Source organism: Saccharopolyspora sp., from assembly GCF_017434145.1.
GTDB lineage: Bacteria > Actinomycetota > Actinomycetes > Mycobacteriales > Pseudonocardiaceae > Saccharopolyspora_C > Saccharopolyspora_C galaxeae.
Genome location: NZ_JAFRFW010001021.1, coordinates 1 through 21536, shown reverse-complemented (window position 1 = coordinate 21536; position 21536 = coordinate 1). Strand labels below are relative to the sequence as shown.

The 21536-nt window shown below is 67.1% G+C and carries 17 protein-coding genes and 1 tRNA gene; 7 read left to right on the top strand and 11 right to left on the bottom strand.

Going from position 1 to position 21536, the window contains the following annotated elements; all coding sequences use genetic code 11:
- Nucleotides 1–210: 210 nt before the first annotated feature.
- Nucleotides 211–2973 (bottom strand): pyruvate dehydrogenase (acetyl-transferring), homodimeric type, encoded by a 2763-nt coding sequence (gene aceE, locus IJH84_RS27900; RefSeq protein ID WP_295150903.1) that lies wholly within the window; start codon nucleotides 2971–2973, stop codon nucleotides 211–213.
- A gap of 286 nt (nucleotides 2974–3259) precedes the next feature.
- Here aceE and IJH84_RS27895 point away from each other — a divergent pair, with 286 nt between their 5' ends.
- From IJH84_RS27895 to IJH84_RS27885, 3 genes are all read left to right on the top strand, one after another.
- Nucleotides 3260–3694: a DUF3052 domain-containing protein gene (locus IJH84_RS27895; protein WP_200071038.1), complete on the top strand. Its 435-nt coding sequence runs from the start codon at nucleotides 3260–3262 to the stop codon at nucleotides 3692–3694.
- Nucleotides 3695–3814: 120 nt separating this feature from the next.
- Nucleotides 3815–4279, top strand: a complete 465-nt coding sequence (locus tag IJH84_RS27890; protein ID WP_200071039.1) for a peroxiredoxin — start codon at nucleotides 3815–3817, stop codon at nucleotides 4277–4279.
- A gap of 67 nt (nucleotides 4280–4346) precedes the next feature.
- Nucleotides 4347–4418: transfer RNA gene (locus IJH84_RS27885), tRNA-Val, on the top strand.
- Nucleotides 4419–4652: 234 nt separating this feature from the next.
- On the opposite strand, the gene IJH84_RS27880 is transcribed toward IJH84_RS27885, so the two are convergent.
- The 6 genes from IJH84_RS27880 to IJH84_RS27855 form a co-directional block, all read right to left on the bottom strand.
- On the bottom strand, nucleotides 4653–6131 hold the full coding sequence (locus IJH84_RS27880; protein ID WP_295150901.1) for an MFS transporter: 1479 nt from the start codon (nucleotides 6129–6131) through the stop codon (nucleotides 4653–4655).
- A 3-nt stretch (nucleotides 6132–6134) separates the two neighbouring features.
- The gene (locus tag IJH84_RS27875; protein WP_295150899.1) at nucleotides 6135–7487 is read right to left on the bottom strand and encodes an ATP-grasp domain-containing protein; all 1353 of its coding nucleotides are present in this window, start codon (nucleotides 7485–7487) and stop codon (nucleotides 6135–6137) included.
- 50 nt (nucleotides 7488–7537) lie between these two features.
- Entirely contained in the window at nucleotides 7538–8317 is a 780-nt protein-coding gene (locus tag IJH84_RS27870) for a creatininase family protein (RefSeq protein WP_295150897.1), read from the bottom strand.
- Nucleotides 8301–9227, bottom strand: a complete 927-nt coding sequence (locus IJH84_RS27865) for a hypothetical protein (RefSeq protein ID WP_295150895.1) — start codon at nucleotides 9225–9227, stop codon at nucleotides 8301–8303. Before IJH84_RS27865 ends, IJH84_RS27870 begins: the two co-directional genes overlap by 17 nt.
- A complete protein-coding gene (locus tag IJH84_RS27860; protein WP_295150893.1) occupies nucleotides 9224–9793 on the bottom strand; it encodes a nucleoside 2-deoxyribosyltransferase in 570 nt (189 codons plus the stop codon). The genes IJH84_RS27865 and IJH84_RS27860 overlap by 4 nt, the downstream gene beginning before the upstream one ends.
- Nucleotides 9794–9867: 74 nt before the next feature.
- Nucleotides 9868–10251, bottom strand: a complete 384-nt coding sequence (locus IJH84_RS27855; RefSeq protein WP_295150891.1) for an ectoine synthase — start codon at nucleotides 10249–10251, stop codon at nucleotides 9868–9870.
- An 807-nt stretch (nucleotides 10252–11058) separates the two neighbouring features.
- Between IJH84_RS27855 and IJH84_RS27850 the strand changes: the two genes are divergently transcribed.
- Nucleotides 11059–11661 (top strand): TetR/AcrR family transcriptional regulator, encoded by a 603-nt coding sequence (locus tag IJH84_RS27850; RefSeq protein ID WP_233627642.1) that lies wholly within the window; start codon nucleotides 11059–11061, stop codon nucleotides 11659–11661.
- A gap of 55 nt (nucleotides 11662–11716) precedes the next feature.
- On the opposite strand, the gene IJH84_RS27845 is transcribed toward IJH84_RS27850, so the two are convergent.
- Nucleotides 11717–12451, bottom strand: a complete 735-nt coding sequence (locus IJH84_RS27845) for an SDR family oxidoreductase (RefSeq protein WP_295150888.1) — start codon at nucleotides 12449–12451, stop codon at nucleotides 11717–11719.
- A gap of 234 nt (nucleotides 12452–12685) precedes the next feature.
- Here IJH84_RS27845 and IJH84_RS27840 point away from each other — a divergent pair, with 234 nt between their 5' ends.
- Nucleotides 12686–15118: a PEP/pyruvate-binding domain-containing protein gene (locus tag IJH84_RS27840; RefSeq protein WP_295150886.1), complete on the top strand. Its 2433-nt coding sequence runs from the start codon at nucleotides 12686–12688 to the stop codon at nucleotides 15116–15118.
- A gap of 263 nt (nucleotides 15119–15381) precedes the next feature.
- On the opposite strand, the gene IJH84_RS27835 is transcribed toward IJH84_RS27840, so the two are convergent.
- Nucleotides 15382–16584 (bottom strand): YbfB/YjiJ family MFS transporter, encoded by a 1203-nt coding sequence (locus IJH84_RS27835; protein WP_200071051.1) that lies wholly within the window; start codon nucleotides 16582–16584, stop codon nucleotides 15382–15384.
- 7 nt (nucleotides 16585–16591) lie between these two features.
- Nucleotides 16592–17602, bottom strand: a complete 1011-nt coding sequence (locus tag IJH84_RS27830) for a nitronate monooxygenase (protein WP_367269111.1) — start codon at nucleotides 17600–17602, stop codon at nucleotides 16592–16594.
- A 131-nt stretch (nucleotides 17603–17733) separates the two neighbouring features.
- Here IJH84_RS27830 and IJH84_RS27825 point away from each other — a divergent pair, with 131 nt between their 5' ends.
- Nucleotides 17734–18606 (top strand): LysR family transcriptional regulator, encoded by an 873-nt coding sequence (locus IJH84_RS27825; protein WP_295150880.1) that lies wholly within the window; start codon nucleotides 17734–17736, stop codon nucleotides 18604–18606.
- A gap of 151 nt (nucleotides 18607–18757) precedes the next feature.
- Here the strand turns inward: IJH84_RS27825 and IJH84_RS27820 are convergent, their stop codons facing one another.
- Entirely contained in the window at nucleotides 18758–20074 is a 1317-nt protein-coding gene (locus IJH84_RS27820; RefSeq protein ID WP_295150878.1) for a family 43 glycosylhydrolase, read from the bottom strand.
- Between the two features lie 387 nt (nucleotides 20075–20461).
- On the opposite strand from IJH84_RS27820, the gene IJH84_RS27815 reads away from it, so the two are divergent.
- Nucleotides 20462–21280: an SAM-dependent methyltransferase gene (locus IJH84_RS27815; RefSeq protein ID WP_295150876.1), complete on the top strand. Its 819-nt coding sequence runs from the start codon at nucleotides 20462–20464 to the stop codon at nucleotides 21278–21280.
- Nucleotides 21281–21536 lie beyond the last annotated feature (256 nt).

Here is a 21536-nt window from a genome sequence, read left to right as displayed (position 1 = left end):
CCAGCGAGGTTGATCGGAGTGAACGGCCTGCTCATCCAAACGGGTCGGACGAACAGGCCGGTCACTCACGGCTGCGCAATGGCCCGCGCCGACACGCCACGGACGAATCGAGCCGAGTGAACGGCGCCCATGCTGGGCGAAGGTCCGTTCACTCCGAAACGCCCGTGAGTGCTCGGGCGGGCTCGCGCCGAGCACCCGTGCGAACGGCCGTCAGGCGTCCCCGGAATCCGAAGTCTGCGGACCGGCCGCCTGCGCGTCGTGCAGCCGGTACTTCCGCACCGCCTCCGCGACCGTGGACTGCTCGACCTCGCCCCGCCGGGCCAGCGCGGACAGCGTGGCGACCACGGTGGACTCGGCGTCGACCAGGAACACCCGCCGCGCCGCTGGCCGGGTGTCGGAGAACCCGAACCCGTCCGCGCCCAGGCTCACCAGCTCGCCCGGCACCCACGAGCGGATCAGATCCGGCACCGCCCGCATCCAGTCGCTGACCGCCACGATCGGGCCTTCGGCGTCCTGCAGCGCCCGCGTCACGTACGGCACCCGCTGCTCGCCCTCCGGGTTGAGCATGTTGTGCCGGTCGACGTCCTCGGCTTCCCGCCGCAGCTCCGACCACGAGGTCGCCGACCACACGTCGGCCCGCACGTCCCACTCGTCGGCCAGCAGCTGCTGCGCCCGCACCGCCTCGGGCAGCGCCACACCGGAGGCGAGGATCTGGGCGGGCTTCGACCCGCTCTCGCCCTGGCGGTACCGGTACAGGCCCTGCAGCAGGCCGTCCACGTCGACGCCCTCCGGCTCGGCGGGCTGCTGGTACGGGTCGTTGTAAACGGTGAGGTAGTAGAAGACGTTCTCCGCCTCCTCGCCGTACATCCGCCGCAGCCCGTCCTTGACGATGTGCGCGACCTCGAACGCGTACGCCGGGTCGTAGGCCACCACCGCCGGGTTCGTCGCGGCCAGCAGCATCGAATGCCCGTCGGCGTGCTGCAGGCCCTCACCGGTCAGCGTGGTGCGTCCCGCCGTGGCGCCGAGGATGAACCCGCGGGCCATCTGATCCCCGGCGGCCCACAGGTTGTCGCCGGTGCGCTGGAACCCGAACATCGAGTAGAAGATGTAGATCGGGATCATCGGCTCGCCGTGCGTGGCGTAGGACGTGCCCGCGGCGATGAACGAAGCGCTGGAGCCGGCCTCGTTGATGCCTTCGTGCAGGATCTGCCCCTGCTCGCTTTCCCGGTAGGCCAGCATCAGCCGGTAGTCCACCGGCGTGTAGGACTGCCCGAGCGGGTTGTAGATCTTCTGCGACGGGAACATCGAGTCCATGCCGAACGTCCGCGCCTCGTCCGGGATGATCGGCACGATCCGCGGACCCACCTCGGAGTCCTTGGCGAGGTCCTTGAGCAGCCGGACGAAGGCCATCGTGGTGGCGACCTCCTGCTTGCCGGAGCCGCGGCGGACCCCGTCGTAGACCTGGTCGCCCGGCAGCACCAGCGCCTTCGACTTCACCCGCCGCTCCGGCAGGTAACCGCCGAGCTTGCTGCGGCGTTCCCGCAGGTACTGGATCTCGGGGGCGTCCTCGCCCGGGTGGTAGTACGGCGGCAGGTAAGGATCGGCGTCGAGCTGCTCGTCGGAGATCGGGATGCGCAGGCTGTCCCGGAACAGCTTCAGGTCGTCCAGCGTCATCTTCTTCATCTGGTGCGTGGCGTTGCGGCCCTCGAAGTGCGCACCCAGGCCGTAGCCCTTGATGGTCTTGGCGAGGATGACCGTCGGCTGCCCGTGGTGCTCGGTCGCGGCCTTGTACGCCGCGTAGACCTTGCGGTAGTCGTGCCCGCCGCGGCGCAGCGCCCACACCTCGTCGTCGGTGAGGTCCTTGACCATGTCCTTGGTCCGCGGGTCGCGGCCGAAGAAGTGCTCGCGCACGAAAGCGCCGTCGTTGGCCTTGTAGGTCTGGTAATCGCCGTCCGGGGTGGTGTTCATCAGGTTCACCAGCGCGCCGTCCCGGTCGGCGTGCAGCAGCGGGTCCCACTCGCGGCCCCAGATCACCTTGATGACGTTCCAGCCCGCGCCGCGGACGAACGACTCCAGCTCCTGGACGATCTTGCCGTTGCCGCGCACCGGCCCGTCCAGCTGCTGCAGGTTGCAGTTGACCACGAAGGTCAGGTTGTCCAGGCCTTCGTTGGCCGCCACGTGCAGCAGCCCGCGGGACTCCGGCTCGTTCATCTCGCCGTCGCCGAGGAACGCCCACACCCGCTGCCTGCTGGTGTCCTTGATGCCGCGGTCGTGCAGGTAGCGGTTGAACCGGGCCTGGAAGATCGCGTTCATCGGGCCGAGGCCCATGGAAACGGTGGGGAACTCCCAGAAGTCCGGCATCAGCCGCGGATGCGGGTAGGACGGCAGCCCGCCGCCGGGACCGGCGTGCGAGTACTCCTGGCGGAACCCGTCCAGCCGGTCCTCGGTCAACCGGCCTTCCAGGTAGGCGCGCGCGTAGATGCCGGGGGAGGCGTGGCCCTGGATGTAGAGGTGGTCGCCGCCGCCCGGGTCGTTCTTGCCGCGGAAGAACCAGTTGAAGCCGACCTCGTAGAGGCTGGCCGAGGAGGCGAACGACGAGATGTGCCCGCCGACCCCGATCCCGGGCCGCTGCGCGCGGTGCACCATGACCGCCGCGTTCCAGCGCATCCACGCCCGGTAGCGGCGTTCGGTCTCCTCGTCGCCGGGGAACCACGGTTCCTGCTCGGTGGCGATCGAGTTGATGTAGTCGGTGCTGGTCAGCGACGGCACACCGACACCGCCCTCACGGGCGCGCTGCAACAGCCGGAGCATCAGGTAGCGGGCGCGCTGCCGGCCGGAATCGCCGAGCATCGCGTCGAAGGACTCCAGCCACTCCTGCGTCTCCTCCGGATCGATGTCCGGCAGGTGCGAGGCGAGGCCGTCGCGGATGACCCGGACCCGTTGCGGGGTGCCGTCGTTGCGTTGCGCGGACAAAGGAAGCTCCTCGACTTGCGTGCGTTCGCGGGCCGTGTGGTGCCCGCCACCGCCATCGTCCCCCATATTCGTGGCCGGTGCGCACACCGTCACCGGGCGGACCCGGCACCGTGCTGGCCTGACCTGGACGGGTGCGCCTACAGTCGAGTTTTCACGCCACGCTCCGGCGTGTCGTGCGCCCAGCAGTTGCGCCGGAAGCGGTCGGCAGTGTTCGCTATCGGCCAGATCTGCCAAACCGGGTGCGGTGCTCGCATCGCACCGCCTGCATTGGAGGAGTGAGAACGCCGTGGTGGCCGCGGGAGACGCCGGCAAGAGCGAAGTCGACGTCGCCGAAAGGCTCGACATCGAGCCGGAGATGGTCGTTCAGGAGATCGGTTGGGACGAGGACGTCGATGACGCCATTCGTGCCTCCATCGAGGAACGTTGCGGGAGCGAACTGCTCGATGAGGACGCCGACGAGGTCGTCGACGTCGTGCTGCTGTGGTGGCGCGACGGTGACGGCGACCTGACGGACACGCTCCTCGACGTCATGACGCCCCTGGCCGACGAGGGGGTGATCTGGGTGCTCACGCCGAAGACCGGCCGGGAAGGCTACGTCGAGCCCAGCGACATCGCCGAGGCCGCGTCCACGTCGAACCTGGCCCAGACCTCCAACGCGAATCTGGGAGACGCCTGGATGGGCACCAGGCTCGGCTATCGAAAAGCCAAGTCCAAGCGCTGAGGACGGGCGCAACATCCGAACCGGGGCACCGGTGGCCGCTGTGCCACCGGTGCCCCGGTGCGTCCGGCCGGTGTAGGTTCGGCGGCGTACGTGCTCACGGCCGAACAGAAGGGTGCGCGCATGACGGTCGAGGTCGGCGCCGAGGCTCCGGACTTCACGCTGCCGGACTACAACAAGGAGCAGGTCTCGCTGTCCGGTTTCCGGGGCGGCAAGAACGTGCTGCTGGTGTTCTACCCGTTCGCCTTCAGCGGGGTGTGCCAGGGCGAACTGTGCCAGGTCCGGGACGATCTGGCCGAGTTCCAGAACGACCAGGTGCAGGTGATCGGCGTGTCCGTGGACACCCCGTTCGCACTCAAGGCGTGGTCGGAGCAGCAGGGCTACACTTTCCCGCTGCTGTCGGACTTCTGGCCGCACGGCGAGGTGGCGAAGTCCTACGGCGTGTTCAACGAGCAGGCGGGCATGGCGCTGCGCGGCACGTTCCTGATCGACACGGCGGGCAAGGTCCGCTTCGCCGAGGTCAACCAGCCCGGCGAGGCCCGCGACCAGAACGTCTGGAAGAAGGCCCTGGCCGAACTGGCCGACTGACTCGGCGCGGTGGCCGACCGGTACGGTGATCCGGCCGAACGGCCGGACGCGGGCCGGCCACCGTTCGGGGCGCATAGCTCAGCGGAAGAGCACCTGCCTTACAAGCAGGGGGTCGCTGGTTCGAGCCCAGCTGCGCCCACATTCGCCGTGTGGTCGGCGAAACGAGCTTCCGGCCGGGTTTTCGCGAGATGTTCGAACGGGGCCTGATGCTCACGAACAAATTCCGGCGAACACGAACTCGTTCTGTCCGCTGACACGCTGCATCGTTCCCTCGGCGCAGATGCCCTGTTGGATCTCTGTCCGAGAACTCCGAGGCGTAGTGCCCGTCCTCGACGGGCCGAACGTCCTGATCGCCACCGAGGTCGCGGTGGTCTCAACTCTGCGGCCGCGGGGACCTGGAAGCGATCAACGCGAGCGCGACGAGCACGACGCCGGCGACGAGCATCACCACCCGGAAGCCGTCGGTGTAGGCGGTTCGCGCTGCCGTCACGATCAGCTCTGCTGTCCCGCCGGTGGCGTCCTCGGCCACTCGCATGGCTTCGCCGATGGAATGCGAGGCCGACTCGGGAACCTGACCGCCCAGCGGCTGGGGGAAGCGCGCGGTGTACAGCCAGGCCATGAGGCTGCCCAGCACGGCGATACCTAGGCCGGCGCCGAGTTCGTACGACACGGATTCGACGGAGGCCGCGTTGCCGGCGCGGTCGGCGGGCGCACTGGTCATGATCGCGTCTGAGGCGGTGGTCATGACCGCTCCGTGGCCGGTGCCGATCAGGAGCAGGCAGGGGACGAGCCATTCGACTCGCGAGGAGCCGACGTAGAGTCCGAAGTAGCCGAGCGCCGCTGTGCCCAGGGCGACCGGCACGACCAGGCGCATCCCGAAGCGGGCGACGAGATAACCGCCGCTCGGTCCGGCGACGAAGGCCGCCAGCGGCATGGGCAGCAGGACCATGGCGGCACTCAGCGGTGTCAGCCCCACGGCGAACTGGAGTTCTTGGGCGAGCAGCAGTTCGAAACCGACCATGATCATGACCGGGACCACCGCGAGTAGGACCCCGAACCGGAACGTGGCTCCCTGGAACAGCCGGAGATCCAGCATGGGGTCGGCCATCCAGAGCTGTCGTCGGGTGAACACGGTGAGCACACCCACTCCGATCGTCGCGGGGACCACGATCGAGGCGAGGGACGAGCCCGCATGTCCGGCCGCCTGAATCGCGTAGACGACGCAGACGATCCCGGCCACGCCCAAGGCCGGTGACAGTGCCTCCCACTTCGGTGGCTGAGGGGCGGGGTGATTGCCGAGCAACCGACCTACCCCCAGCAACGCGACGAGCGCGATCGGAATATTGATCAAAAAGACGCTGCCCCACCAGAAGTATTCGAGCAGGATCCCCCCGAGTGGCGGCCCCAGTGCGGCGCCCCCGGAAGCGACGGCGCTCCACACACCAATGGCAAAGGCGCGTTCACGGGCGTTCACGAACACTTGCCGGATGATCGACAGGGTGGCCGGGATGATGGCGGAGGCGCCGACCGCGAGCGCTCCACGCCCGGCGATGAGTGCCGCAGGGGTCGATGCGAACGCGCATCCGGCGGAGGCGGCCGCGAACACCACCAACCCCCAGAGCAGCAGCCGTTGATGCCCGATCCGGTCACCGAGTGGGCCGGTCACAAGAACCAGTCCCACCATCAATAATGGGTAGATGTTCGCGATCCAGAGGATGTCCTGGGCGCTCGTTCCCAAGGCGTTGTTCAGCGACGGAATCGCCAGGTTGAGTATCGTCGCATCAGCGGCCACCGGAAAGTAGCATCCGGCGACGACACCGAGGATCAGCCAACGGCGCGTGTGTTCTGTCATTTCCTACCGTGAATCGTATTCAGCGTTGATCGTAGCGACGGCGGCGCGAACCTGCTCTACCACGGCTTCGAACCTGCTCAGCGTCGAAGCGAAAATCAAGCAGCTGAGCCTGCCGGTGCGCAACCCTGTGAGCTCACAGGGCACGACACCTTCGTCGCCTGCGCCGGGAGGAGCCGCGAGGGAACCGAGTCCGCTCAGGACGGAGCTCAGCGGGACGTCGTGCGGCAGCCCGTAGAAGTCGTAGTTTCCGACCGTCACGCGGTCGCGGTAATCGTCGCCGAAAAAGCCGACGCCGAAGTCGTGGACATGTGTGGATCCCGTGCGTCGTGCGTTGAGGTCCAGGAGGAAGACCGTGCCGTCCGGACGGGCGACCGCGTCGATTCCGAAGTGTCCCCGGTAGCCGCGCTGTTGCAGTTCACGGGCGATGATCTCGCTACCTGCGATCAAGTTCGAGTGCCACGGGTGCTCGCCGAGCGACGCGGTCGTCACATTCCCGCGCAGCTGGGTGGCTCCCTCGAACAGCATAAGGCAAATGTGTGTGAGTTGTGGCGGTACCGCGGGGTCGCCGGAGATGACATATTCGACCGACGGAAACACCACCCCGGCGCCCTCGATGTACTCCTCCACCACGATGGGGTCGTCACCATAAAACGCGCACTGCTCCAACTCGCGACGCACCGTCGTCGTACTGTCACCTGGCCGGAAGATGAGCAGGCCGACACTGGCCTCACCTCGGTCCGCCTTGACGATGCAGGATGCTTCGGATCGTTGAAACCCTTCCACGGCTTCAGCCGCCTCTTGCCGGGTAGTGCACGCCGCACCGCGTGCCACCCGGCACGCGGTGTCCTGCAGGCCGCACTCCTCGGCGAGAGCGCGCAAGCCGATTTTGGTGTCCAGGTAGTCGCGTAATGCCTGGTTCACGGTGCTTTCGGGAAGCTCGATGCGCAGACCGTGCTGTGTTTCCAGCATGTCTACCAGCTTCCACAACTCGGGCGTCGTGGTGTGCGGTATCAGCCGGAGCCGGCCTCCGGAACCTGCATGTGAAACGAGATCCCGCACAATGCACTGGTCCTCGGCAACGTCGGTGAACAGTGCAGTGGAGGCGTGACGTGGGCTCGTGTTCGAGATGCCCTCCAACCCGAGGAAGTCCGTTTGCCAGGCGAGTTCGGCTATGGGCTCAGCCGTCACGATGAGCTTCCTGCCCGGTTCCCAGAACAAAGCCTGGTCTTGCTGGTAGCACGATTCGGAAAGGATGAGGTTCGCTTCCTCCGCGCTGTGGGCGCGATCGGCGATGCCGCGCAACGTGTCGACGGCATTGCAGAGACATACAGTGGGGACTTGCTCGGAAAAGGTCATGAACGCGTCTCCTGCGATGGTCGATCCCGTGTCCGCGCCGTGGGTCGCTGTCAACGCTGCCGTGGTTTCCGGTGCGGAGATCGCACCAGCTCGCAGATGTTGTCGACGACGTGCCAGAAGAGCGCTTCGCCGATCTCCGCGGACGCTCCGGCGGTGGACGATAGGGCACCGTTGTGCGAAATCCGGTCGACATCAACCGGATGCGCGTACACGCCGGCCGGGGGCGGTGCGTCGTGCTCCGGCCGGTCCTCTCGAACCGCCTGCGGGCGCAGGAACATCATCAGGCTGGTTTCGGTGAGGCCTGCATGTTCGGCATGCCAACCGGGAAAATCTGGAAGGTGCTCGGCGGTCCAGGATCCCTGCACCGCGCTCCACCAGCTCAACGCCAGCACTGCGGTCGTGTCGAGCTTCCCGCTCGACCGACACATGTCGAGCGCTTCGAACAGGAACACTTCGTTCTCGTAGTGACCGTTGAGGACGACGACTCGTCGAGGCCTCAGTTCGGCCAGCGAGGTCAGCGCGTTGGTGATGTAGTGCACGAACGACGTCCCGTGGACGAACACCGTGCCGGGGAAAGCCAGCCCACCACCGCTTTGCGGCAGGGACCGAACCGAAATCGGCTGCGACGGCAGTGTGTAACCGTCCAACTCGGCAGCGACCTGTCGCGCCAAGGCATCCGCGATGTCGAAATCGACCGAGAGTGGAAGATGAGGACCGTGCTGTTCGATCCCGCCGATCGCCCACACCAGAGTCGCCTCTGTTGCCGTGCTCGTCGCTTCCGCGCTGGTGACATCCGTAAAGCTCCGCGGCGTACTACTTCGCGTGCGCATGGTTCTCCCTGTCGAGACTTCGTCCGAACAGTTCGGCGGGCGTGGTGCCACGGTTGTCCAACCACGAGGTCAATCCCTCGTGTAAGTCGACCAACGTGTCGTACATGTTCCTGTGCAATGCCGTGTACACCTGAACGACATTGGCCCCCACGCTGAGGTAGTCGACGATGTCATCACAGGTTTGCACGCCACCTGACCCCAGAATCGGCGAGTCAAATCCGGCGTTGCGCAACGCGAAGATTTCGGCAAGGACCATCGGCTTGAGGCTGGGGCCCGAGTAACCGTAGGCATCACCGAGGTGCACTTGCCCGCTGTCGGTCTCGACCGCGAGGCCAGGAATCGTGTCGCTCAACGTGATCGCGTCGGCTCCTGCGAAGATCGCCGCCTCGGCGCGTCCTCGAGTATCGCCACCGATCGCCAATTTGGCGCTGATCTTCACCGACACGCGTGCGCGCACTTGTGCCGTGTACTGGTACACGCGGTCAGGAGTGTCCTCGAACGTCTCGTCCTCGTTCATGCACGCGATTCCCAGCTCAAGGGCCTGAGCTCCGGCATTGACGACCTGCTCTGCCAGTGCACCGAGTTCTCCAGGGCTTCGAGCGTGGATCGAGACGATGACGGGTAGGGCTTGCTCGGCGAAGCGGTTGATGATCCCGCACCACTCGTCGACCGCGCGCCGCGAGTATGTCGTGCTGTTCAGCATCCCGGTGGGAATGCGCAGCAACCGCTCGTTGGCCAGGACGCCCGGGGCCGGGTGGATGGTCTTGGTCACCACCGCTCCCGCGCCCTTGGCGAGCAGTCGACGGGTATTGCGTTCCTGATCGGTCAGCAGACCCGAACCAACGACCAATGGCGAGGACAGGGTAAGCCCCAGGACTTCGACCGCAGATCGATTAGCGGGCTCACTCATCGGAGCGCCGCTCCCGCTGCGTCCCCGGTCACCGCCGGTGCGATCACCTGCGGCCGCACGGTAACCGAGCCCACCACGTCCAACAGTGACTCCGGCCGCTCGACCACTGCTGCGAGATCCAGCATCGTCACGTTGCCCACTCTGGGCAGCCCGCGCAGCAAGTGGCTGGCCGTCGGATTGATCGGCAGCGGCGTGACTAGAACAATCGGCTTCCGCAACGCCGATGCCCAACCGAGCTCGACGTGCGTTCCGTCAGTGCGCAGCAGTTCTTCCTCTTGCCCGGTGGGGAGGACTGGAATGAAGACATCGCACTGTCCCATCCAGCCGAAATCACGCACTGACACCTGTTCCGGTGTGAACAGGGAAGTATCGTCGCCGAATTTCTCCGCCAAGTGCGCCGAGAAAACGGTTCCATTCGAATCCTGCACGGCGTCGATGACACGTGAAATGGTTTCACGAAGTGATGCGTGGAAGCCGTCGCCCTGAATGGCGTGCTGGATGGGTCCTCCGACGAAAACGTTGACCCCGGAAAGGTCGACGCCGTTGTGCGCAATCTGTGTATTCATGTTCTTTCCAGGAACCTCTTCGTTTCGTTGAGTAGGTACTCGTGGGTTGCGCGGACGAGCTGTGCCGGTATGTCTTAATAGCTTGAATCAGGGCGGCTCAGGTCGTGCTTTTCCGGCCCCTTGAGGGGCGGATTAAATACACTGACCAGCACTAGATCCTTGTTGTCGCCGCCGCGCAGGTAATGCTCATCGTGATCGTTCAGGACGTATAAGACGCCAGGAGAAAGTGGATATCGGTTTCCGTTGAGGTCCTCGACCTCGCCTTCGCCGGCGATGCAGTAGCAGGCTTCCAGGTGATTCCGGTAGCGAATTTTTGAACTGGTGTTGGCTTTGACCACCGTGTGGCAAACCGTGTATCCCATGCCGTCGGACTCAAGTAGCAGGCGGTAGCTCTTACCGTTTCCCCAGTCCACATCCCGCTCGGTATCGATGATTTCCTCAATGCTCCGTACGTACATGCACGTCCTCTGGTTTCGCGCGTATCAAGCCGATTTCACCTCGGGTTCCGATACGAAACTGATTAGCGACAGGGGTGATTGAAATTTGAATTGAGCCTACTTGGGGGCGGGGTCCGATGCAACGACTTCGGATCACGCTACTCTAGTGGGTGAAATTCGCTGAGATGTGTATTACACGCGAATGGGGGCACGTTGTTCGGGAAACGAGGAAATTGACTCATCTGGCTGCCGTCCGGCCGATCGACGAGTGCGTTGCGCCATATGAACGACATTTAGCCGATGCGCTGAATTCGGGTGCTCCCGAAAAGGCTTGTGGATCACGCGCTGTGCCCAGCGCTACTCTTTTTGTGCAACCAGGCGTGTCAATTTCTCGTCTGGTGCCTCAACCGCCATGGATCTTGACTGTCGTCGGGCTCAAATGCCTGCGTCGAACTTTCACGCGGCCGAGTGATCTTTCTGCGGAGAACGCGGGCGCCACCGGTCGGCGACCCCGGTTCGCATCAGCAGCAGGCCGTGGCAGCCGTGGAACCCGGCGACCGATTGCCCGGGTAGCCGGGTGCGACCAGCTGTGCCAGTCCGACGACGTTGTGTTCCCGGCGTTCCTCCCGAGTGATGCTCGTCAGCGACGGACCATCCGGCTCGACTTTCCGGCGCTTGCGGCATCGGGTTCGGCGGCCGTCCGATAGCCGCGCGTCCCGCGCCCAGCTCGCCACGCTCATGCACGTGGTGCAGCTCAGCGTTCCCCCTGTTCACCGACGAGCGCTGCAGCCAAGGTCGTGCCGAGGGGCGCCCAGGTTTCTGGCCTGTTTGGTCAAGAACCCGTATCATCGCGGCGTGCCACGCCCCCGGGAATTCGACGAGGACTGCGTCGTCGCTGCGATCCGCCAGGTGTTCTGGGACAAGGGCTACGCGGCGACGTCGGTGGACGATCTGATGCGCGCCAGCGGACTCGGCAAGGGCAGCCTGTACGGAGCTTTTGGCGACAAGCACAACTTGTTCCTGCGGGTGCTGCGCGAATACAACGACGCGAACGACCGAATGCTGCACGAGCGGCTGGCGTCCGTGCCGCGGGGCATCGACCTGGTGCGCGAGTTCGTGCGAGGTCCGAGCTGTGACTCGGAATCCGCCCGGCGCGGGTGCCTGTTGGCCAACACCACAGCCGAGCTGGCGGCGAGCATGCCGGATGTTGCGGCCGAGGCCCGGCGCAGCTACGACGCGACCGCCAAGGTCCTGACGGAGGCGGTCGAGCGAGCCCAGCGCGAAGGCGACGTGGATCCCGATGCGGATCCCGGCCAGATCGCCCATGCGGTTCTTGCCGCCCAGCTCGGAGTGGTCGCGCTCGGGCGGACAGGCATGGGAGTCGACGCGCTCTCCGCTGTGGCCGAGTCCGCCCTGGGGCGACTGCTGTAGTGCACCGAGGAGCCACCTCACGGCGCCAAGTCGCCCGCAGGGTGGGTGGCGGGCATCAGATCTGCGCGACGCCGCCATCGACGGCGAGCTCGGAGCCGTTGACGTAGCTCGAGGCGTCCGAGGCCAGGAAGGTGGCGGCCGCGGCGATCTCCTCGGGTGCGCCGAGCCGCCCCAGCGGGGTCATTTCCTTGGTCTGTTCCCGAGCTTCCGCGGGGAGGAGATCGAGCAGGCCCGGAGTGGGGACCGTGCCCGGCGAGAGCACGTTGACCCGGAAGCCGTACCGGCGCGAGCTGTGCGCCCAGCCGCGGGCCAGGTTGCGCACCGCAGCCTTCGTCGCGGCGTAGATCTCGAGACCGTGCGGCGGGCGTGTCGCGGCGCTCGATCCGGTCAAGATGATGGATGCCCCTGGGCGGAGCAGCGGCAATGCCTTTTGGACGGTGAAGATCGTTCCCTTCACGTTGGTGGCGAACTGGGCGTCGACCTGATCCTCGGTGACCTCGCCGAATGCGGTCTCGATGCCGATACCGGCGTTGGCGACCACGACGTCGAGGTGCCCGGCCTGCTCGCGGACGGTTTCGTAGAGCGCGTCGAGATCGGCGGGCACGGCGGAGTCGCAGACGACGGCGGTCACGTTCGCGCCGAGCTCGGCGATCGCCTTGTCGAGCGTTTCCTTGCGGCGGCCGGTGATGAACACCTTCGCGCCCTCGTCGCGGAACGCCCGTGCGATCTCGAGCCCGATGCCGCTGCTGCCGCCGGTGATCACCGCGGTCTTGCCGGTCAGGACGGCCACGCCGCCCACCTCCCTCAGTTATGGACCATTGCGTCCATAACTCTGCCCGATCTGGACTGAGCGGTCAATAAAGGTGGCGCGCGCCACCATGCACCGGGCGGCGGGCTCTGGGCGGATCGATATTGACCGGAGCGGTTCCGGGAGTAGCATCTGGCCATCGGCTTTGCCGTGGTGTGCCGGGAAGTCTGGTCGGCGTGTTGAGACGTGATCGCCGTACGAGACGGGAGCCGCGCGATGGCGACCGGCAATGATTCCCAAGTGATCGAACTCGCGCAGATCGACGCGAGCATGCTCGGACTGGTCGGTGGGAAAGCCGCCGGCCTGGGTGAGTTGATCAAGGCCGGCTTCCGGGTGCCGCAAGGGTTCTGCTTGACCACGCGAGCGCATGTGACCGGTGAGATCCCGGAAGGAGAAGTCCTCGACGCCTACGCTCGAATCGGCGGCGGACGGGTGGCGGTGCGTTCCAGCGCCACCGCCGAGGACCTGCCCGATGCCAGTTTCGCGGGGCAGCAGGAGAGCTTTCTCGACGTCAGCGGTGCCAGTGAGCTGCTCAACGCGATCCGCCGCTGCTGGGATTCGTTGCACTCGGATCGGGCGGTCGCCTACCGCGAGGCCAACGGTGTCGGCCCCGACGTGCACATGGCCGTGGTCGTGCAGCGGATGGTCGATGCGAAGGCCGGCGGGGTGTTGTTCACCGCGAACCCGCTCACCGGGACGCGGACGGACATGGTCGTGGACGCGGTTTCCGGATCGGGTGAGGCGGTCGTCGACGGGTCCGCCATCGCCGATCACTACGTCCTCGACGGAACCCCGCCGCGGGCGGACGGTTGCCTGGACCGCGATCAGCTGGAGCTGCTGCGCGAAGCCGGGGCCGCGGTGCAGGAGAGCTTCGGCTGCCCGCAGGACATCGAGTGGGCCATCGCCCGGGACGGCGGGCTGTGGCTGCTGCAATCCCGTGCCATCACAACACATTTCCCGCTGCCGCCGGAAACCGATGACTTGCGGGTCTACTTCGAGATGGGCCACATGCAGGGAATGCTGCGGCCCTTCACCCCGGCGGGGATGTCGGCGCTGACCCGTGGCGCGAAGCTGTGGATGGACTCCGCCGGGCTCTCGGGCGGTGCGTTCGGCGATGCCATGGGGATCGTCCCGGTCGGCGATCGGTTGTTCATGGACTTCTCGGACCTGTTGCGCAACAAGCGAATCCGGTCGCGACTGCCGCGGATGATGGAGGTCTACGGGCCGCGCAACGTCGAGATCGTGCGGCGGCTGCTGAAAGATCCGCGTTTCGCGCCGACCACCGGTGGTCTGCCCTTCCCCGTTGCGCCGCTGCTCAAGAAGGGGCTGCGGGTGCTGCCGAAGGCGAAGTTCGAGTTCATCCGGATTCTCGCCTTCCCCGCCGCCGCGCGCGAACGCGCTTTCCGGACCACCGAGAAGCTCAAGCGCCGGGCCGTGGCACCGGAATCCGCGAGCACCGCCGAGCGGCTGCGTTTCGCCGAGCAGGTGCAGCGGGACTTCATGACGGCGTCCGAGGTGATCTGGCCGCTGTTCATCGGAATCGTCGTCAGCCGGATCCCGAACGCGCTGCTCAAGGGCATCGCCACGGACGCCGAGCTGGACACCGTCCTGGGCGGGTTGCCGCACAACGTCACCACCGAAATGGACCTCGCGTTGTGGCGGCTGGCCGCCGACCTCGACGAGCCGGAGCGGGAACTGCTGCGGTTCACACCGCCCGCGGAGCTCGCCACCCGCTATCAGGCAGGCGAACTCCCCGACATCGGGCTGGACGACTTCCTGTCCCGCTACGGCCACCGCGCTGCGTCGGAAGTCGACATCGGGGTGCCTCGCTGGTCGGAGGATCCGACGCAGATCTTGTCGACCATCGCCGGATACCTGCGGATCACCGATCCCGAGCAGGCTCCGGACCGCCGGTTCGCCCAAGCCGCGGAACGCGCGGAGGCCATGATCGACGAGCTCCACGAGCGCGCCCGTCGCAAGCGCCCGATCCGTGCCCGCCTCGCCCGGTTCTGCATGCGCCGCGCCCGCCGGCTCACCGGCCTGCGCGAACTGGGCAAGTTCGCCTGGCTGTACTCGCTGAGCTCGATGCGCACGCAGCTGTTGCGCGTCGGCGAGGATCTCAGCGGGCAGGGACGCTTGGAGCAAGCCGGCGACGTGATGTTCCTGGACCTCGACGAGATCCGAGCGGCGGTGCGCGGAACCGACCAGCGGGACCTCGCCGTTGAACGAAAGTCCCGTCACACCAGGGAAATGCGCCGACGCGCGGTCCCGATCGCGGTGCTTTCCGACGGCACGGACCTGGAGGCGACGGGCGCGCCCGAGGCCGTCGCCGATGGCGCGATGACCGGTCTGGGCGCCTCCCCGGGCAAGGTGACCGGGCGTGCGCGCGTCGTTCGCGATCCGGCCGACGCGCGGCTCGAACCCGGCGAGATCCTGGTGGCCAGCACGACCGATCCCGGCTGGACTCCGCTGTTCATGACCGCGGCCGGGCTCGTCACCGAAACCGGCTCGCCCATGGCGCACGGTCCTACGGTCGCCCGCGAGTACGGGATTCCGGCGGTGATCTGCGTCCGGAACGCCACCGCGGAAATCGAGACGGGTCAGGTCATCACCGTGGATGCGACCTCGGGCACGGTAACTCCGGAATGAGGCCGTGCGCCCGGGATTACCCTGCTGGGCCGCGGCATGTTCTTGCCCCGTCGGGGCCGGCGGCGTTCGTGCGAGCCCGACCGGGAATCGGCGCGTGCTGCGGAACGGTCGCCGGACCTCAGACGTGGTCCGTCGGCCGGATCAGCACTTCGTTGACGGATACGTGCGGTGGTGCGAGCACGGCGTGACGGACCGAGTCAGCGACATCTTCGGGGGAGGTGCCGAATGGCGGCGTGAAACAGCCGGTAGCAGGAGCGGCCCGGTCAGCCGGGCGACGGCCTCCTCCTGGTCAGCGAAGCGGCCAGCAGCACGATCAGCGCAGCCGCCAGCACCAGCCCGCCCGCGAGCCATAGCGCGGGCAGGAGCGAACCACCCGTCGACATGGCCTCCGCGGCAGGCGGCCCGAGCACCTGACCGAGTCCGTAGCTGGTGATCAGGACAGGTGCGCTGGCCGCGGCGCTACGCCCGGCCCACTGCCTGCCCAAGGGCATGATCAGCGTGACGATGGCCATGAAGGTGCCGCCGAAGATCAGCGAGGAGATCACCACCGACACCGGATGCGGATTCCAGGCGGGCAACGCGAGCCCCACAGCTTGCAGCAGCAGGGAGCCCAGCAGCGTCGACGTCTGCCCGAAGCGCTGCGCGGCCCACGCCCACAACGGGCAGGAGGGGATGGCGGCGAGACCGACCAGCACCCACGCGGACGCGCTCAGCCAAGCCGGGCCGAATTCGCCCACGATGGTCACCAGGTAGGTCCCGGTGATGATGTAACCGGCGCCTTCCAACAGGTAGGCGATGACGAGCAGCGCGAACGGCAGCCGCATCGGATCCGGCCCGGCCGGTGCCGCTTCGGCCGCGTGTCGATGGCGGGCGCCACCGGGGCTTTTCAGCAGCACGAACGGGATCACGAGCGCGATCAGCACCGCGCCGGCCAGCCACGGGCCGCGCCAGCCGGCGAAATCCACGGACGGCGGCGTGATCAGTCCGGACAGGGCGATCCCGGTGCCGACGCCGCCGTAGAACCAGCCGACCGCGTAGCGTCGTCCGGGCTGCACCGAGTCGAGCACGAAATCAGTGGCGGCCACGAACACCAGCGCGCTCGCCACCCCGCTGCCGAAGCGCATGAACAGCCACGGCGCCGCGGAAGTCGTGGCGGCCATGCTCGCGGTCAATCCGGCGCTGCCGATCAGCCCCGCCACCAGCAGCGGCCGGCGCAGCTTGGCGACGTCGAGGAACACCGTGACCAGCGCCCCGACCAGGTAGCCGAGGTAGTTCGCGGTCGCCAGCGAGCCGGCCACGTGTGCGGACAACCCGGCGGCGCGCTGCATCTCGGGCATCACCGGTGTGTAGAGGAAGCGTCCGATCCCCATCACGGCCGCCAACGCCAGCGCACCCGCGGTGATCAAGCCCTGCGGGGACGGCGTCACCGCTCCCTCGGAAATCCGGGCCCCCAGTTTGTCGGTCATCGCCAGGTCACTGCCCTCGGTCGGACCGCGTGGCGAGTCGGTCCGCGACCGCGGCCACGATTTCCCCGGCGGGACGGGCTTCGGCCAGCTCGTGGCGGGTCCCCGCCCACAGGTTCAATCGGTCGATGTCCCCGGCCTTGCCCGCCGCGGCGCGCAGGGGTGCGGTCAGGTAGTGCACACGCGGGTAGTTGACGGGTGCCTGGGCGTCGTGCTCCCGCATGAACGAGTTGACCAGGCCGCGGGCGCGCCGGCCGCTGAACGCGCGGGTCACCGCGGTTTCGCTGTAGCGGGGATCGACCAAAGCGTCTTTGTGCCCGGGGTTCGCGCCGGACTCCGCCGCGCGCAGGAACGCGGTGCCCAGCTGCGCGGCCACGGCACCGGCGTCGAGGACCGCCCGGACGTGCTCGGCGTTCATCACGCCGCCGGCACCGATCAGCGGCAACGAACTCCGCCCCCGCACGGCGGTGAGCAGGTCCACCAGCGGCGTCGTGCGCTCCTCGGCGTCGTTGAACGATGCTTGGTGCCCGCCCGCCTCGCTGCCCTGCACGCACAGCGCGTCGACTCCGGCGGCTTGCGCTTGCTCGGCCTCGGCGACGCCGGTGACCGTGCCCACCACGGCGCTGCCGACGTCGTGCAAGCTGGACACGACGTCGGCGGGCGGGCAGCCGAAGGTGAAGCTCACCACCGGCACCGGGTCGGCGAGCAGCAGCGCGACCTTGGCCTCCCAGTCGTCATCGGTCCACAACGGATCACCCGGTTCGGCGCCCAGTTCGTGCGCTGTGGTGGAAATCCGTTCCCGATAGGCGCGCACGCCGGCTGGATCAGGCTCGTCGATTTCCGGAACGAAAAGGTTCACCCCGAAGTCGGCCGAGGTGAGTTGGCGCAACTGGTCGATCTGTTCGCCGAGCTTCGCGGCATTCTTGTAGCCCGCGGCGAGGAATCCCAGTCCGCCCGCATTGGAGACCGCCGCGGCCAGCGCGGGCGTTCCCGCGCCTCCTGCCATTGGTCCGAGTATCACCGGAATCCGCGGTAGCGGAAACTCAGCACGTGACAATGTCGACTCCTCATTCGGTGAGCTCGCGGCCGCAGACTAGGCGGCTAGGTTAAACGAGACAAATGCGTTCCGGTAATGCTCTATGCTCTGGCGGTATGGACGACGTCGACCTGCAGCAGCTGCGGGCTTTCGAAGAGCTCTGCAAAGACCTGCACTTCACCCGCGCGGCAGGCCGGTTGGAGGTGACGCAGCCGACGCTGACGAGAATGATCCGGAAACTGGAGGATGCCCTCGGGGTGCATCTGGTGGATCGCACTACGCGGAACGTGCACCTCACACCGGCCGGGCAACGGTTGCACGGCGGTTTGCGCCGGGTGCTGCCCAGTCTGGACAGTGTCCTTCAGCACACGATGGAAGGCGCCGTGCTGCGCCTCGGGTTCGCGTGGGTGCTCCCGAGCGGCTGGGCACAGCAGGTCACCCAGCGCTTCGAAGCCGAGACCAGCGCCCAGGTCCAGCTGGTTCGCATCGATGATCGCACCGCTGGCCTCGATCACGGCGGGGTCGATGTCGCGGTGATCCGGGGCGAGGTCGACGACCTCGGGTTGCGCACGACCACGTTGACGCACGAAACCCGGGTCGCGGTGGTGGCGCTGTCGCACCCGCTCGCGGAGGAACCCGCGGTCCGATGGGCCGAATTGGCCGCGCATCCACTGGTGATGAACACGGTGAGCGGTACGACCAATCCGGATTTGTGGCCGGGACATGGCCCCGCGGTGGCGGTGCGGTGCGGCAACTTCGACGAATGGCTCGAAGCCGTGGCCGCCGGGCAAGGGGTGGGGGTCGTTCCGGTTTCGGCCAAGCTGCACCACCCGCACCCGCAGGTGCGCTACATCCCGATCGAAGGCGCTCCGCCGGTCCGGCTTTCCATCGCGAGCGCGGCGGAGCGGGAGCTGCCGTTGGTCGAGGCGTTCCACCGGATCGCCGCGGAATCCGAGATCGACCGGAACGACCGGCCGGATCGAACTTGATGTCCGGTGCGAGTGAACTCGACCGCAACAGGAACTGCGTGTCCACAGCAGCGCTGTTCAGGCGCTGTTCGCCCGGCTGCCGTGATCATCCGGGTCAGCGTGATCGTACGGTCGGTGGTCCCGCCACGAAGCGCCGTCATGCCAGGCACCCTCACTTCCGGCGTTGGACGTAGATCCGGTCGCGACCCGGGCCGGTCCACTCCATTCGGACCACGCCGGGCACGGCGGCGTCCTCGACCCGTGACGGGTCGGCCCAGTAGCCGGCGACCGGGTTGCGGAAGAACGTCGCCCACAGTCGGCCGTCGGCGTCGGCGAAGAGGTTGTTGTGGCCGGCGCCGACACCGGCGGTCCAGCGCTTCGAGTACGGACCTTCGAACGGGTCCGAGACGGCGATGATCGCGTCGTACTGGTATTGCTCGCCGTCGTTCTCGGGCGTGTTGTAGGCGTAGCGCTTGCTGCCGTCGGGTTCGGTCGACGTCCGATTCCAGGCGGCGTGCATCATGTAGTACGTCTCTTCGTATTTGAGCACGAACGCGCCTTCGAGATACGGCTCCGGTGCGTACCGCGTCTGCTCGAACTCCGGGAGGTTCGTTTTCGGGACGATGTCCTCCATGTCGTCCCGGAATTCCGCGTACAGGTCGTTGTGCAGCACGAGCCACGCTTTGCCGTCTTCGGTGTAGAGCCCGCCGTCGATGTGGTGGTAGATCTCCGGGTCGACGAAATCCGGCCCGTCGGGGGCCAGGTCGCCGAACGGCTTTTCGAGGTTTCCCTCGACGACCCGGTACGGGCCCTGCACGCCGCCCTCGCTCTTGAGCATGAACGACCCGACCTTCCTGGAGTGATCGCCCATGCACGCGACGAGGTACCAGGTGCCGCGGAAGTAGTGCAGCTCCGGCGCCCAAACGTTGCCGCGCTTGCCGTATTCCTCGTCGTGCCAGTACTCCTGCCACGGGGCGACGACGGTGCGTCCGGGCTCGTTCTCGCCGACGAACTCCGGTGACCACACCTTGCCCTTGTCCGCATCGGGCCGGATACCGGTCGTGTCCACCAGCTTCCACGGGCCGTCCAAGGAGTCGGCGACCCACACGAAGATGCCGTCGTTCCACGGCGATGCCGCGTCGAGATCACCGGCGCGGGTGGTGCCCGTGGCGACGTAGAGCGCCTTCCCGTCGACCGTGAAGCAGTTGACGTAGGTGTCCCGGATCCAGATCCTGCCGAGCTCCTCGTCCCGAGGGCGCAGCTCGAGATCGAGAATGCGCGAGTTGTCGTCCCTCGGCCACAGGTCCTTCCGGGTGTCCGCGGTGCCGTAGGGTTTCTTTTCCGGCCAGTTCGGCGGGTATTCCTGGTTCGGCGCGGCGCCCTTGGCCGATGCGACGGCGGGCAGCACGGTCGCCAGTCCCACGGTGCCCGCGGTACCCAGCAGCAGGGACCGCCGGTTCAGCGGTGAGCCGGATTCGTAGGTGGACATCGGTTGCTCCCGATCGTGTCGACTCGAATGGCGGGTCGAGACCGGCCAACCGCTCGGTCCCGTGATCGAGATTACATCGACTCGATTGCGCGAGGATCGACGACGAAACCGCCTCGCGAATCCACAAAACGCCGCTGTGCAGGCATGATCGCCGTCGGCGGCGCACGTTCCGCGGCAGTCTGCGGGCCGCTGCTGCGAGGACGCACGCGGTGCTGCGACAGGGAAACCCTTCGCGAACGTGGTGGCGGGCCATCCCGCGGATTCCTCCTGACCGATCCGGGCGTTCTGTCCACTGTGGTCACCGGGGTTGGTCGTTCGTAGGTCCGGGGTGCGCTGTGCGATGCTGATCAAGTTGGTTGCACGAGTGCTTTGATCGGGGAGAGCACGATGAGCGATGGGATTCCGCGGCCTGCCGCGGACCTCCGGACGGACCGGGCGCACGGTGCGCGGATCTACGACTACATACTCGGCGGCAAGGACAACTACGCCGTCGACAGAGCCGCTGCGGACGCCACCGTGCAGGTCTGGCCCGCGTTGCCGGTGCACATGCGGGCCAACCGGGAGTTCCTGCACCGGGCCGCCCGCTACTTGGTAACCGAGTGCGGTGTGGACCAGTTCCTGGACATCGGCACCGGCATCCCCACCTCGCCGAACTTGCACGAGGTCGTGCAGGAGGTGCGCCCAGAGGCCCGTGTCGTCTACACCGACAACGATCCCATCGTGCTCGCGCACGCCCGCGCGCTGCTGACCAGCAACGAGCGCGGTCGCACCGCCTACCTGAACGCGGACCTGCGCGATCCGGAAGCGATCCTGTCCGCGCCCGAGCTGCGCGACACGCTCGACCCGGACAAGCCGATCGGGCTGATGCTCATCGCCGTCGTGCACTTCATCGAGGATGACGACGAAGCGCTTGCGGTCACCCGGCGGATCATCGATGCGCTGCCGTCCGGGAGTTACGTGGCCGCCACGATCGCCACCGACGACTTCGCCCCGGAGATGCTGGCCAAGGTGCGCCAGACCTACCACGATCACGGCGAGACGCTGCGCTGGCGCGACCGCGAGCAGTCCGCACGTTTCCTGCAAGGCCTGGAACTGGTCGAACCCGGCATCGTGCAGATGCACAAGTGGAAGCCGGACAGCGACACCTACGAAGCGGTTCCGGACGCGGACATCGCGATGTACGGGGCGGTCGGGCGCAAGCCGTGACGCCGTCGGAGCGATTCGGCCGATCGCGTACTTCGTCGCCTGCGCGCACCCGATGACATCCCGGCTGCCGAGCGGCTTTCAACGAGTCGTTCCGGCGCCGCCGTTGACGTTGATGACTCGGCCGGTGATGAAACGGGCACAAGGTGTTTCGCACGTAGGTGAAACCGGCTTGCCCTAGACCGTCCACTTCGGACTTGTTCGCGCTCCCGGCGCCTCGTTCGGCTCGACCGGATCAGCGGCGGGCGAGCCCGCGCTG

Excerpts from the sequence above, each read along its gene's own strand:
- IJH84_RS27890 (WP_200071039.1), top strand. The coding sequence starts at position 3,815 with ATGACGGTCGAGGTCGGCGCCGAGGCTCCGGACTTCACGCTGCCGGAC.
- IJH84_RS27880 (WP_295150901.1), bottom strand. The coding sequence starts at position 6,131 with ATGACAGAACACACGCGCCGTTGGCTGATCCTCGGTGTCGTCGCCGGA.
- IJH84_RS27875 (WP_295150899.1), bottom strand. The coding sequence starts at position 7,487 with ATGACCTTTTCCGAGCAAGTCCCCACTGTATGTCTCTGCAATGCCGTC.
- IJH84_RS27870 (WP_295150897.1), bottom strand. The coding sequence starts at position 8,317 with ATGCGCACGCGAAGTAGTACGCCGCGGAGCTTTACGGATGTCACCAGC.
- IJH84_RS27865 (WP_295150895.1), bottom strand. The coding sequence starts at position 9,227 with ATGAGTGAGCCCGCTAATCGATCTGCGGTCGAAGTCCTGGGGCTTACC.
- IJH84_RS27860 (WP_295150893.1), bottom strand. The coding sequence starts at position 9,793 with ATGAATACACAGATTGCGCACAACGGCGTCGACCTTTCCGGGGTCAAC.
- IJH84_RS27855 (WP_295150891.1), bottom strand. The coding sequence starts at position 10,251 with ATGTACGTACGGAGCATTGAGGAAATCATCGATACCGAGCGGGATGTG.
- IJH84_RS27840 (WP_295150886.1), top strand. The coding sequence starts at position 12,686 with ATGGCGACCGGCAATGATTCCCAAGTGATCGAACTCGCGCAGATCGAC.
- IJH84_RS27835 (WP_200071051.1), bottom strand. The coding sequence starts at position 16,584 with ATGACCGACAAACTGGGGGCCCGGATTTCCGAGGGAGCGGTGACGCCG.
- IJH84_RS27825 (WP_295150880.1), top strand. The coding sequence starts at position 17,734 with ATGGACGACGTCGACCTGCAGCAGCTGCGGGCTTTCGAAGAGCTCTGC.
- IJH84_RS27820 (WP_295150878.1), bottom strand. The coding sequence starts at position 20,074 with ATGTCCACCTACGAATCCGGCTCACCGCTGAACCGGCGGTCCCTGCTG.
- IJH84_RS27815 (WP_295150876.1), top strand. The coding sequence starts at position 20,462 with ATGAGCGATGGGATTCCGCGGCCTGCCGCGGACCTCCGGACGGACCGG.